This window comes from Dactylosporangium darangshiense (genome assembly GCF_039537565.1).
GTDB classification, from domain to species: domain Bacteria; phylum Actinomycetota; class Actinomycetes; order Mycobacteriales; family Micromonosporaceae; genus Dactylosporangium; species Dactylosporangium darangshiense.
Window position 1 is genome coordinate 660,933 of the sequence record NZ_BAABAT010000002.1, and the last position, 12,322, is coordinate 673,254.

Sequence of the window (12,322 nt, forward strand, 5' to 3'; positions counted from 1 at the left end):
CTATCCTCACCGCCCCAACGGGCGTTCACCATCCGTCCACTGCGTGTGGCTTACGGCACTCGATCAGGTACCGGGCCGTGGTCGCGACGAAGGAACCATCCCGCCGGATGAGCTCGTGCATGGCGGCCAGGCGGTCGCGGTACCGCTGGATGGTGAACCCGGGCACGATCCAGATGACCTTGCGCAGGTACACCGCGACCGCCGCCACGTCGAAGAACTCCAGCCGCAGGCTCGCCTCGCGCACGTCGAGCACCTCGAGGCCGGCCGCTTTGGCGCCGTCGACGGCCCGGCGCACGCTGCGCCCGTCGCCGACCGGCTGCGGCCCCATCATGAAGTCGGTGAGCGCCGCGGCGGTGCCGACGCCGACGTGCTGGGCGAAGTACGTGCCGCCGGGCGCGAGGACCCGCCCGATGCCGGCCCAGCCGACGACGGTCGGGTGGCGGCTGCTGACGAGGTCGAACGCACCGTCGCCGAACGGCAGCGGCGCGTCGTCGGCGACCTCGGCGACGGACGCGCCGAACGGCGCCAGGGCTTCGCGCGCGAGGGCCGCGTTGGGCGCCCACGACTCGGTCGCGGCGACCCGGGAAGGTCCGCCGCCGGCCTCGCGGGCGCCGGTGAGCGCCTCGCGGAACACCTCGCCGCCGCCGGTCTGCACGTCCAGCGCCGCGGTGGCGGCGGTGAGCCGTTCGGCGAGGCGCCTGGCGTAGCCCCATGGCGGGCGCTCCTCGGTGGCCCGCCCGTCGAACCAGGAGAAGTCCCAGCCCTCGACGGGCGCGTCGGCGCCCTCGCGCAGCAGTTCCTCGAGGTCGTTCATGGCGGTCGAGTCTGCCGAGGGGGAGCACCGGGCCGCAACGCGATAACAACGCTATAAAGCGGTCACCCAGGCCGCGACCTGCGCGCGGCTGCGCACCTCGAGTTTGCCGAGGATGTGCTCGACGTGCGCCGCGACGGTCTTGGGCGTGATGTGCAGGGCCGTGCCGATCTGCCGGTTGGTGAGCCCGCCGGCGATCAGCCGCGCGACTTCCAGCTCGCGGGGCGAGAGCGGCGAGGGCGGCAGGGACAGGCGCCGGGACCGCCGGGCGCAGCGGGCGAGGTCGCCGGCGACCTGGGCGCCCTCCCACGCGCGGTGCCGCTCCCGCCATCCGGCCTGCGCCCGCTCGAGGCACTGCCGGGCCCGGCCGGTCTGCCCGGACCGCAGGTGCAGCAGCCCGGCCGCGTGGTCGAGAGCCGGCAGCGTGCCGGGGATGGCCCGCTCGCGCAGCAGCGGCGAGACGCGGGCCAGCCAGCCGGCGGCGCCGTCCGGGTCGCCCGCCGCCAGGTACGCGCGGACGCCGGTGACCACGTGCGGGTACAGGTAGGCGGCGTCACGGACCGCGGCGGAGACGGCGGACCCGCGCTCGACTAGGGCGATCGCCGTGGCCGGGTCGTCCTCGAGCAGCGCCAGCTCGGCCAGGCCCCACAGCGCCGGGGAGAGCCGCTGCACCTCCGCCATCCGTTCGGCGTGGGCGAGGGCGTCGCCGAGGTGGGTGCGGGCGGCGGTCAGGTCGCCGCGGGACAGGGCGACGAAGCCGAGCACGTGCAGGGCGGTGATGAGCGTGGTGACGCCGCCCTCGCCGTCGGCGCGCGACTGCCGGGCGAGGGTCTCGGCCTCGTCGAGGTGGCCGGTGGCCCAGCGGACGTGGCCGAGGTGCGCGGTCATGTAGTTGCGGTCGTTGAACCGCTCGGTGCGCTCGGCGTACGCGATGCCGGCCCGCAGCCAGTGCGCGGCCAGGTCGTACTCGACGAGCACCGAGGCGCTGGTGCCGATCATGCGGTACCCCCGGGCGGCCTCCGCTTCCCGCCCCGCCCGTTCGGCGGCCCGGGTCGCGTCGCCGAGGACCCGCCAGCCGTCCTCCATCCGCCCGGCGAAGACGAGTACGGCTCCGAGGGTGGCGCCGGTCGGGTCGTGGCGCAGCGACTCGTCGAGGCGGCGGTCCAGCATGTACGCGGCGGCGAGGGCGTCCTCGATCGCGGCCCGGTCGGCGTCGTCGGCGGCGTCGCCGAGGGCGGCCTGCAGCGTCGCCGCCCGCTCGGGCAGCGCCGCGCCGAGCAGGTGCCGCACGGCGACGAGCGGCGGCGCGAGCCGGGCGGCGAGGTCGCGGCGCCCGGCCCGCTGCAGCGTCGCGATCGCCTGCGCGTAGGCGGCCTCGGCCGCCCGGTTGTCGTCGGTGGCGGCGAGGGACTCGGCGAGGTCGGCCAGGAGCCGGGCGCGTTCCTCGTCGGGCGTGGCCGATGGCATGGTGCGCTGCGCCCGCCGGAACAGGTCGACGGCCTCGCGGTTGGCCGACATGCAGGCGGCGACCCGCCCGGCGGCGACGGCGTGGCGGTGCGCGTCGGCCGGGCGCTGTGCCCGTTCGAAGTGGTCGCTGACGCACGCCTCGTCGAGGCCGTGCGCCGCGCCCGCCTCGGCGGCCCGGCGGTGCAGGTCGCGGCGGCGCAGCGGGGCGAGGTCGGCATACAGCGCGTCGCGGATGAGCGCGTGGCGGAAGTCGAAGGCGTCGCCGTCCCCGGCCGGCTCGATGAAGAACCGGTCCCGCAGCTCGCGCAGCGCCTCGTCGAGGTCGGCCGGCTCCTCGCCGACGACGGCGGCGAGCAGGTCGAGCCCGAAGTCCCGCCCGATGACCGCGGCCGCGCCGGCCACCCGCCGCGCCGTCTCCGGCAGCGCCTCGGCCCGCGCTCGAACGGCGTCGGCGAGGGTTTCGGGAAGAGCCAGATCCGGCAGTGGTACCCCGGGCAGGGCCCCCAGCGCCGCCGCGAACTCCTCGACGTGCAGCGGTATCCCGTCGCTGCGCCCGTGGACGGCCGCGACGGCGTCGGCGGCGGGCGTGTCGCCGGTGATCGCGGCGAGCATCGCCGCCGTGCCGTCCGGGCCGAGCCGGGCCAGTCGCGCCTCCTCGGCGAGGCGCTGGTTGAGCAGGCGGGCGCGCAGCCGGCGGATGGGCGCGCCGGGGAAGAGCTCGTCGCTGCGGTACGTGCACACGAGCAGCAGCGGCACCCCGGCGAGGCGCCGGGCGACCCGCTCGAGCACGTCGAGGGTGAGGTCGTCGGCCCAGTGCAGGTCCTCGAGGGCCACGACGACGAGCGGCCCGCCGGGCGCGGCGAGGCCGGCGACGGCGTCGGCGAGGTCGGCGGCGAGCGTGCGCCGCCGCTGCAGCGCGTCGCCGTCCTCGTCGCGCCTGCGCAGCCGTTCGGCGATGCGCTCACCGGCGTCGGTGGCGCCCGGCTCGCCCGCCGCGCGCAGCTCAACGGCGAGGTCGGTGAGCAGGCCGCCGGCGACCTCGGCGTCGCCGGGGAAGGCCCCGGCGACGTAGGCGGGGCCGGTGGTGCGGGCGAGGACCTCGTGCAGCAGGCGGGTCTTGCCGATGCCGGCCTCTCCGGCCAGGAAGAGCAGGTGGCCGTGGCCGTCGGCGGCCTCGCGCAGGCGGCGGGCGGACAGCGCCAGCAGGTCGTCCCGGCCGATGAGGGACGGGCTCACCTGCCGGCCCCTTGCCCGGTACGCCTCGTGCACCTCAGGATCGTATGGCGCGGGGTTGACGTGGCGCTGACATGCGAAGCGCCGTGGAGCCTCGGTAGGTCGATGTACCGATGCGGCGGGCACGGGCGCCGCGAACGCTGGTGGTCAGCAGGGCCGCGATCGGCGCGGCCCGGACCACGAGTGAGGTACGACTGAGATGGCCAAGTTCATGGACGTGCACGAGGGTTTCGTCGGCGTCACCGCGGAGCAGCTGGCGGCGGCGCACGAGGCCGACCTCGCCATCGAGGGCGAGGAGGGGGTGCACTTCGAGCGGGCGTGGCTCGACCCGGAGTCGGGCAAGGTGTTCTGCCTGTCGACGGGGCCGAGCAAGGAGGCGGTGATGCGGGTGCACGAGAAGGCGGGGCACCCGACGACCGAGGTGTACGAGCTGCCGATCGAGGTCTGACCTTCAACCTAGCTTCCTAGGACGCCAGGCGCGAAGCGGCGCACGGCACATCGAAAGCACGCAACTATTGCTGTGCAACAAATAGGTGTCTGCGTTCGCCGGGGGGAGCGACGAGCGGTACCGTCCACTGCGAAATCGAGCTTTTTCGTAGGGGGAGTGGATCGAGTGAAGGTGAACGCCGAGGCCAGGCAGCGGCTCAGCGAGCTCCTGCGATCGCACGAGGACGAGGTCCTGCAGCGCTGGGCGCAGGCCGCGTCCCGGACCCTGCGCGGCCGGCTCACGGACGCCGAGCTGACCGCGCAGGTCCGCGACGTGTACGGGGCGCTGCTGGGGATGGTCGACGGCGACGGCGAGCTGGCCGGCGCGCTCGGCGGCGAGTCGCGCGCCGCGCTGACCGAGCTGTCGCAGCGCTGGGCCCGGCAGGGGTTCACCCCGACGGAGACGGCAAACCTGGTCTTCACCGTGAAGGAGGTCGCGCTCGGCCTTCCCGGGGCCGAGCCGGCCGACCTCCTGGCGCTCTCGCCGCTCGTCGACGCGATGGGGCTGTTCACGTTCGAGACCTACGCCAAGACCCGCGAGTCGATCATCGCCGACCAGACCGAGCAGCTGCTGGAGCTGTCCACGCCGGTGGTGAAGCTGTGGGACGGGGTCGTGGCGGTGCCGCTGGTCGGCACGCTGGACTCCGCGCGGGCGCAGGTGGTGATGGAGAAGTTGCTGCAGACCCTCGTCGACACCGGGTCCGGCTACGCGATCGTGGACATCACCGGCGTACCGGCGGTGGACACCCAGGTGGCGCAGCACATCCTCAAGACCGTGGTCGCGGCCCGGCTGATGGGCGCGGAGTGCATCATCTCCGGCATCCGGCCGCAGATCGCGCAGACGGTGGTGGCGCTGGGCATCGAGTTCGGTGACATCGTCACGAAGGCGACTCTCGCCGACGCGCTCGTGCACGCCCTGCGCGCCAGCGGCGTCGAGTTCGCCAAGCGCTCCCGGGCGCTCTGATGGATCGCGTGCCCGTCCTGAAGATCGGCGACATCCTGCTGGTGTCGATCCAGATCGACCTCGACGACCAGACGGCGCTGCAGCTGCAGGAGGACCTGTCGGACCGGATCGTGGAGACCGGCGCGCACGGCGTGGTCATCGACATCTCGGCGCTGGAGATCGTCGACTCGTTCATCGGCCGGATGCTCTCCACGATCGCGGCGGTGTCACGGGTGCTCGACGCGGAGACGGTCGTGGTCGGCATGCGCCCCGCGGTCGCGATCACGCTGGTGGAGCTGGGCCTGTCGCTCAACGGCGTGCGCACCGCGCTCAACGTCGACAAGGCCCTGGAGATCCTCGCCGCGGCCAGGCACATCCACGGCGTGGGGCTGCTCGCCGCCCGCGAGGACGACGTTGACTGAGCCGGCGGCCGCCGCGGCGCCGCAGCGGCTGGACATCGTCGACGACAAGGACGTCGTGCGGGTCCGGCAGGCGGTGCGGGTCGCCGCGGTGGCCGCGAAGCTGCCGCTGGTCGACCAGACGAAGCTGGTGACCGCGGCGAGCGAGCTGGCGCGCAACACGCTCGTGCACGGCGGCGGCGGGTACGCGACGGTGGCCGGGGTGCACAACGGCCGGCGGGCCGGGGTGCGGGCCGAGTTCGTCGACTCCGGCCCCGGGATCGTCGACCTGGGCCTGGCGTTCACCGACGGCTACACCACCGGCTCGGGCTTGGGCCTGGGCCTGTCGGGCTCGCGGCGCCTGGTCGACGAGTTCGAGATCGACACGAGCCCGGGCGCCGGCACTCGCGTGTCGGTGACCAAGTGGGCCCGGTGAGCGCCCCGAGTTCGCCACCAACGGTCGAGGAGCTCGGCTGGCTCGCGGTCGACGAGGCCGGTGCCGCGGGTGTCGCGCGCAGGGTCGCGATGGACTGCGCGCGCCGGCTCGGCTTTACCGAGCAGCGCTCGGGCGAGGTCGCGATCGTCGCCGCGGAGCTGGCGTCGAACCTGCACCGCCACGCCGACGGCGGCGTGCTGTCGGTGCGGCTGCTGCGCCGCGGGGAGGTCGGCGGCGTCGAGCTCGTCGCGCTCGACAGCGGGCCGGGGATGGCCGACCTGCCGTTGAGCTCCCTGGACGGGCATTCGACGGCGGGTACCCTCGGCATCGGTCTCGGCGCGGTGCAGCGTCTGTCGGACCGCGCCACCGGCTACTCCCAGCCGGGGCGGGGCACGGTCTTCGCCGCGCAGCTGTGGCCGGAGGGGCATGGGCCGGTCGGCCATGCGGCGGTCGGCGGGCTGTCGCGGCCGATCAGCGGGGAGAAGGTGTGCGGGGACCGCTTCGCGGCGCGGGTGGCCGCGGACGGGGGGCTGCTGGTGCTCGTCGCCGACGGGCTCGGGCACGGCCCCCTCGCGGCGGCGGCCTCGGCGGCGGTCGTCGACGCGTTCCTGGCCACGCCGCTGTCGGCGCCGGGCGCGATCCTGGAGCACGTGCACCGGACGGTGTCGCACACGCGGGGCGCGGCGGTGTCGGTGGCGCGGCTGGGCGGCGGCTCGGTGGTCTTCGCCGGCCTGGGCAATGTGGCCGGGACGATCGCGTTCCCGGACGGGGAGCGCCGTGGCATGGTGAGCATGCCGGGGATCGTCGGGCATCAGTCCCGCGTGGTGCGGGAGTTCGCCTACGACCTGCCGGCCGAGGGGGTCGTGGTGCTGCACTCCGACGGGGTGTCGGAACGGTGGAGCCTGCGCGAGTATCCGGGGCTGGCGCGGCGGGACCCGCTGCTGGTGGCGGCGACGCTGCTGCGCGAGGCCGGGGTGCGCCGCGACGACGCGTGCGTGGCCGTGGCCCGCGGGGGTGAGGGGGCGTGACCTGGGAGCCGGCGCCCGTGCTGCGGATGGTGCTGCGCGAGGAGCACGACGTGTTCGTGCTGCGCCAGCGGGGGCGGGAGGTGGCCGCGGCGCTGGGCATGGAGTACCAGGACCAGGTGCGGGTGGCCACGGCGCTGAGCGAGATCGGGCGGCTGGTGCCGGGCGCGACGGTGACGTTCGCCGCGCTCGACGATCCGTGGCCCCACCTGGCGATTGTTGTGTCGCCGGGCCGGGTGGGTACGGGCATGGCGGAGGGAGTCGCGGCAGCGGCCCGGCTGATGGATGAGGTGCGGGTGGAGGACGAGCGGATCGTGCTGACGCGGCGCCTGCCCGGGCAGGTCGGCGCGCAGCGGCTCGAGCAGGCGCGCGCGGAGCTGGCGCAGAGCGTGCCCACGACCGCGTTGGACGAGCTGAGCGTGCAGAACCGCCAGCTCGTGTCGGCGCTGGAGGAGGTCCAGGCGCACCGTGACGAGCTGCTGCAGCTCAACGCGGAGCTGGAGGAGACCAACCGGGGCGTCATGGCGCTGTACACCCAGCTGTCCGAGGAGCTGGAGCAGACCAACCAGGGCGTGGTCGCGCTGTATGCCGAGCTGGACGAGCGCTCGGCGCAGCTGCGGGAGGCCAACGAGGCCAAGAGCCGGTTCCTGGCCAACGTCTCGCACGAGCTGCGGGCGCCGGTGACGGCGATCATCGGGCTGGCGCGGCTGCTGCTGGACCCGCGTTCGGAGCCGCTGGGCGGGGAGCAGACGCACCAGCTGGAGCTGGTGCAGGGCTCGGCGGCGGACCTGCTGGCGCGGGTCAACGACCTGCTGGACCTGGCGAAGGCGGAGTCGGGGCGCATCGAGCCGGCGTGGGGGCCGGTCGACCTGGCGGCGCTGTTCGGGCAGCTGCGGGGCACGCTGCGGCCCCTGGCCAAGCCCGATGTGGAGCTCGAGGTGGCCGAGCCGCCGGCGGTGCAGCTCGTCGGCGACGAGACGCTGCTGACGCAGATCCTGCGCAATCTGCTCGCCAACGCGCTGAAGTTCACCGACCGCGGCTCGGTCGGCATGAGCGGCTGGGTCGACGGTGAGCGGCTGCTGATCGCCGTAGCGGACACGGGCATCGGGATCCCCTACGCCGAGCAGTCCCGGGTGTTCGAGGAGTTCCACCAGGTGCGCGGCGCCCGGCAGGCGGGCGGGACGGGCCTGGGCCTGCCGTATGCGCGGCGGCTGGCGATCCTGCTGGGCGGGTCGCTGAGCATGGTCAGCGAGCCGGGGGAGGGCAGCACGTTCACCCTCGAGCTGCCGCTGCGCCCGGCGCTGCCGGAGGAGCCGGTCGAGACGGTGGCGGCCGGGCCGTTGCCGAGGGTGGAGCGGGCGCTGATCGTCGACGACGACCCGGCCGCGCGGCACCTGCTGCGGCGGCTGCTGGCCGGGATCGCCGGCGAGGTGAGCGAGGCTGCGGACGTGCGCTCCGGCCTGGCGATCGCGGCGCGTGAACGCCCGTCGGTGATCTTCCTGGACCTGCGGATGCCGGGCGGGGACGGCACCGAGCTGCTGGCGGGGCTGGCCGCCGACCGGGGCTTCGACGACGTCGCCGTGTTCGTGGTGACGGGCGCGGACGTGACCGAGTTCGACGTGGCGGAGCTGGCGCGGGCGCGGGCGGTGCTGGCCAAGGACGACCTGAGCCGGCAGGTGGTCGTGGACCTCGTGGCCGGGCTGGCGCGGTGAACGGCGCCGCGGCGGACATCCTGGTCGTCGACGACAGCCCGTCCAAGCGGTATGTCATCACCAGCTGGCTGCGCCGCGAAGGCCATCGTGTCACGGAGGCGTCGACCGGCGGGGAGGCCCTGGCGCTGCTGCACGACGCGGCGACGCCGACGGAGCTGGTGGTGCTGGACGTGCGGCTGCCGGACATCGACGGGTTCGAGGTCGCGGAGCGGATCAAGGATGACCCGCGCACGGCGGCGGTGCCGGTGGTCCACATCTCGGCGACGGCGGTGCACGCGGTGGACCGCACGCAGGGGCTCACCAGGGGCGCCGACGCGTACCTGGCCGAGCCGATCGACCCGGACGAGCTGCTGGCGACGGTGGGGGCGCTGCTGCGGTACTCCCGCGCCCGGCACCGCGCCGAACGCCTCGCCGGGCGGCTGACCCGCCTGGTGGAGACGACGGCGGCGATCAATGCCGCCACCAGCCTGCCGGAGCTGCTGCGCCTCGGCGCGGACGGGGCGGCGCGGGTGTTCGGCGGTCCGGCCGCGGTCGCCGCGGCGTCGCCGGAGACGGGTGCCCTCGCGGTGCTGGTCGACGGCCCGGGCGGGGCTGCGCAGGCGCGCCCGGCGGTGCGGGCCCAGTTCGACGTCGACCCGCTCGGCGGGCGGGCCGGGACGCAGCTGTTCGGGCAGGACGTGGGGCCGTGGCCGGGCGTGCCGGTGTGGCGGGTCGTGGCGCGGGCCAAGGAGGGCCGGGAGCCGCTGCACATCGCGGTGCCGGCGGAGGGGTTCGGCGACGACGACGCCGACGTGCTGCGTCAGCTCGGCCAGGCGATGGCGCTGGCGGTGGAGGCGCTGCGCAGCTACGACGAGGAGCGGCGCACGGCGCTGACGCTGCAGCGCAGCATGCTGCCGACGTCGTTGCCGCCGGTGGCGGGCTACGACATCGCGGTGCGCTACCGGCCGGCCGGCGACCACGCGTATGTCGGCGGGGACTTCTACGAGGTCGTGGCGGTGGACGGGTACGTGGTCGCGGCGATCGGCGACGTGGCCGGGCACTCGCTGCGGGCGGCGACGATCATGGCGGAGGTGCGGCACGCGCTGCGCGCCTACCTCGCCGAGGACCATGCGCCCGGCGCGACCCTCGAACGGCTGAACCGGATGATGCTGCTGTTCCTGCCGGAGGAGATCGCCACGATGTGCCTGCTGCGCATCGAGCCGGCCAGCGGGGAGGTCCGGCTGGCCAACGCCGGGCATCCGCCGCCGTTTCGGGTGTCGGGGTCGCGGGTGAGCACGGTCGAGGGGCGGGTGGCGCTGCTGGGGGTGCCGACGCCGCATGACGCGGAGACGGCGTTCACCCTCGCCGAGGGCGAGACCCTGGTGCTGGTCACCGACGGGCTGATCGAGCGGCGCGGGCACACCTTCAACGAGGGCATGGACCGGCTGCGCGCGGCGCTGGTGGCGGGCATGTCCCGGGACTCGGGGCCGGTGGACCTCCAAGCGCTGTGCGACGAGCTGCTGGCGGGGCTGGGGGAGGAGACCGACGACGACGTCGCCCTGCTGGTGATCCGGCGGGGGATTTCGGCCGAACCGGTTGCGGCGGCACGCCCCGGGCGGTGACGCTTCGTGGAGGCAACCACGGGGGGAAGAAACATGGCGGTCTGCGAGACCTGCGGCAACGACTACTACATGGCGTTCGAGGTGCGTACGGTCGGAGGCGGCACGCACACGTTCGACTCGTTCGAGTGCGCGATCCACAAGCTGGCGCCGCTGTGCGAGCACTGCGGCACCCGCATCGTCGGGCACGGCTCGGAGGTGTCGGGCAAGTTCTACTGCTGTGCGCACTGTGCCCGTTCCGCCGACTCGGCGGCCGGGTTCGAGATCCGTGACGCGGTCGGGGCGTACCCCGGCTGAGTGTTTTGCCCCGGTGATCATCGCTCTGGGCCGCCATGATTGGGTAACGCGCAAGTACGTGGAGCCGATCGGCGTGAAGGAGCTGCTGTGGTCGTTCTGGGAATCGATATCGGTGGATCTGGAATCAAGGGGGCGCCGGTCGACCTGGCCACGGGGGAGTTCACGGCCGACCGGGTGCGCATCGAGACGCCGCAACCGGCCGACGTGCCCGCCGTCGTCAAGACGGTCGTGGCCGTCGCCGGCGCCTTCGACCCGGCGGCGAGCATCGGCATCACGTTCCCGGCGGTCGTGCAGCACGGCGTGACGAAGACGGCCGCGAACGTGGACGCGTCGTGGGTAGACGCGCCCGCGGAGCGGCTGTTCGCCGAGGCGCTGGGCAAGCCGGTGACGGTGCTCAACGACGCCGACGCGGCCGGGGTGGCGGAGCTGGAGTACGGCGCCGGCAAGGGCGTGTCCGGCCTGGTCGTCATGGTCACGTTCGGCACGGGCATCGGCAGCGCCCTGTTCATCGACGGGCAGCTGGTGCCCAACACCGAGCTCGGCCACCTGCAGATGTCCGGGCTGCACCTGCACGGCGGCGACGCGGAGGACTACGCGTCGGACCGCATCCGGGAGAGCGCGGAGCTGAGCTGGCCGGACTGGGCCGAGCGGGTGCAGACGTACCTGCGGCACCTGCACGCGCTGCTGTGGCCCGACCTGATCATCATCGGCGGCGGCGTCAGCAAGAAGGCGGACCGGTTCCTGCACCTGGTGGACGTGCCGACGACGGTGGTGCCGGCGACGCTGCAGAACAACGCCGGCATCGTCGGCGCGGCGCTGCTCGCCGCCCGTAACGCCGGCGTGGCCTGACCGCCGGCCCGGCGCGACGCCGGGCACTGTCGTCGCGCGTGCGCGGGTGAGGCACCATGGCATCCATGGGGGACCCGCCCGCGCCGCTGCGCGCCGGCGACCCGGCCGAGGTCGGGTCGTACCGGCTGCGCGGCCTGCTGGGCGTCGGCGGGATGGGCACCGTGTACCTCGCCGAGGCCCCTGACGGCCGCCGGGTGGCCCTGAAGGTCATCAACCCGGCGCTGCACGGCGACCCGATGTTCCGGCACCGCTTCGCCGCCGAGGCCGCCGCCGCGTCCCGGGTCGCCGGGTTCTGCACCGCGCGGGTCCTCGACGTCGCCCTCGACGGTGCCGTGGCGCACATCGTCACCGAGTACGTCGCCGGCCCGTCGCTGCACGACTACGCGACCGCGAACGGCCCGCTGCAGGGCCAGGTGGAAGCGGTCGCGGTCGGGGTGGCCGCGGCGCTGACCGCCATCCACGCCGTCGGCCTGGTCCATGCCGACCTGAGCCCCCGCAACGTGCTGCTGTCGCCGTTCGGGCCGAAGGTGATCGACTTCGGCGTGGCCCGGCTGCTGGGGCAGACCGGCGGGCACGGCCCGAACTTCGGCACGCCGGGCTGGCTGGCGCCCGAGCAGGTGCGGGGCTGGCCGCCGAGCCAGGCCAGCGACGTGTACGCCTGGGGCCTGCTCGTCGGCTGGGCCGGCACGGGCCGCATGCCGGTCGGCGAGGGTGCGTCCGGCCCGCCGGACCTCGCCGGCCTCGACGAGTCCCTGGCCGGCGTGGTGCGCCGGGCGCTGTCCGACGATCCCGGCCGCAGGCCCACGGCCCGCCAGGTGCTCCTCGCGCTCGTCGGCCAGGACGACCCCGCCGCCGCGCAGGTCGCCGCGACCGTCCGCCCCGCCGGCGCACCGGGCCGGGGCCGCCGGGCGGGTGCGACGGCGACGTTCGCGAAGGGCGCGGCGGCGGTGCGCCCGCAGTCGCCGCCGACGCAGCGGTTCGCCGCCGCCGGGCACGGCTCGGTCCCGGGGACACGGGTCGACCCGCCGGGCGGGCGGTCCGCGCCGCTGCCGCCGCCCCCACCGCCG

The 12,322-nt window shown here is 75.0% G+C and carries 12 protein-coding genes; 10 read left to right on the plus strand and 2 right to left on the minus strand.

Features of this window, described 5'->3' with window-relative positions:
- Nucleotides 1-25 precede the first annotated feature (25 nt).
- Together ABD901_RS06645 and ABD901_RS06650 are read right to left on the minus strand one after the other, a co-directional pair.
- Nucleotides 26-814: a class I SAM-dependent methyltransferase gene (locus ABD901_RS06645; RefSeq protein ID WP_345122340.1), complete on the minus strand. Its 789-nt coding sequence runs from the start codon at nt 812-814 to the stop codon at nt 26-28.
- A gap of 51 nt (nt 815-865) precedes the next feature.
- On the minus strand, nt 866-3,547 hold the full coding sequence (locus ABD901_RS06650; protein ID WP_345122342.1) for an ATP-binding protein: 2,682 nt from the start codon (nt 3,545-3,547) through the stop codon (nt 866-868).
- Between the two features lie 163 nt (nt 3,548-3,710).
- Between ABD901_RS06650 and ABD901_RS06655 the strand changes: the two genes are divergently transcribed.
- The 10 genes from ABD901_RS06655 to ABD901_RS06700 form a co-directional block, all read left to right on the plus strand.
- Nucleotides 3,711-3,959 (plus strand): SCO4226 family nickel-binding protein, encoded by a 249-nt coding sequence (locus ABD901_RS06655; protein WP_345122344.1) that lies wholly within the window; start codon nt 3,711-3,713, stop codon nt 3,957-3,959.
- A 165-nt stretch (nt 3,960-4,124) separates the two neighbouring features.
- Nucleotides 4,125-4,961: an STAS domain-containing protein gene (locus ABD901_RS06660; protein ID WP_345122346.1), complete on the plus strand. Its 837-nt coding sequence runs from the start codon at nt 4,125-4,127 to the stop codon at nt 4,959-4,961.
- Nucleotides 4,961-5,362 carry an STAS domain-containing protein gene (locus tag ABD901_RS06665; RefSeq protein WP_345122348.1) on the plus strand — a complete coding sequence of 134 codons (402 nt, stop codon included), beginning with the start codon at nt 4,961-4,963 and terminating at the stop codon, nt 5,360-5,362. The genes ABD901_RS06660 and ABD901_RS06665 overlap by 1 nt, the downstream gene beginning before the upstream one ends.
- Nucleotides 5,355-5,774 (plus strand): ATP-binding protein, encoded by a 420-nt coding sequence (locus ABD901_RS06670; RefSeq protein WP_345122350.1) that lies wholly within the window; start codon nt 5,355-5,357, stop codon nt 5,772-5,774. Before ABD901_RS06665 ends, ABD901_RS06670 begins: the two co-directional genes overlap by 8 nt.
- Nucleotides 5,771-6,802 (plus strand): ATP-binding protein, encoded by a 1,032-nt coding sequence (locus ABD901_RS06675; protein ID WP_345122352.1) that lies wholly within the window; start codon nt 5,771-5,773, stop codon nt 6,800-6,802. Before ABD901_RS06670 ends, ABD901_RS06675 begins: the two co-directional genes overlap by 4 nt.
- Nucleotides 6,799-8,511 (plus strand): ATP-binding response regulator, encoded by a 1,713-nt coding sequence (locus ABD901_RS06680; protein ID WP_345122354.1) that lies wholly within the window; start codon nt 6,799-6,801, stop codon nt 8,509-8,511. The genes ABD901_RS06675 and ABD901_RS06680 overlap by 4 nt, the downstream gene beginning before the upstream one ends.
- The gene (locus tag ABD901_RS06685) at nt 8,508-10,112 is read left to right on the plus strand and encodes a SpoIIE family protein phosphatase (RefSeq protein ID WP_345122356.1); all 1,605 of its coding nucleotides are present in this window, start codon (nt 8,508-8,510) and stop codon (nt 10,110-10,112) included. Before ABD901_RS06680 ends, ABD901_RS06685 begins: the two co-directional genes overlap by 4 nt.
- Nucleotides 10,113-10,145: 33 nt before the next feature.
- Nucleotides 10,146-10,406: a Prokaryotic metallothionein gene (locus ABD901_RS06690; protein ID WP_345122358.1), complete on the plus strand. Its 261-nt coding sequence runs from the start codon at nt 10,146-10,148 to the stop codon at nt 10,404-10,406.
- An 87-nt stretch (nt 10,407-10,493) separates the two neighbouring features.
- The gene (ppgK, locus tag ABD901_RS06695) at nt 10,494-11,255 is read left to right on the plus strand and encodes a polyphosphate--glucose phosphotransferase (RefSeq protein WP_345122360.1); all 762 of its coding nucleotides are present in this window, start codon (nt 10,494-10,496) and stop codon (nt 11,253-11,255) included.
- Nucleotides 11,256-11,320: 65 nt separating this feature from the next.
- A partial coding sequence (locus ABD901_RS06700; protein ID WP_345122362.1) for a serine/threonine-protein kinase occupies nt 11,321-12,322 on the plus strand: 1,002 nt, incomplete at its 3' end.

Bases quoted from the DNA above. Each gene is read 5' to 3' on its own strand.
- ABD901_RS06645 (WP_345122340.1), bottom strand. From the start codon at position 814: ATGAACGACCTCGAGGAACTGCTGCGCGAGGGCGCCGACGCGCCCGTC.
- ABD901_RS06655 (WP_345122344.1), top strand. From the start codon at position 3,711: ATGGCCAAGTTCATGGACGTGCACGAGGGTTTCGTCGGCGTCACCGCG.
- ABD901_RS06665 (WP_345122348.1), top strand. From the start codon at position 4,961: ATGGATCGCGTGCCCGTCCTGAAGATCGGCGACATCCTGCTGGTGTCG.
- ABD901_RS06690 (WP_345122358.1), top strand. From the start codon at position 10,146: ATGGCGGTCTGCGAGACCTGCGGCAACGACTACTACATGGCGTTCGAG.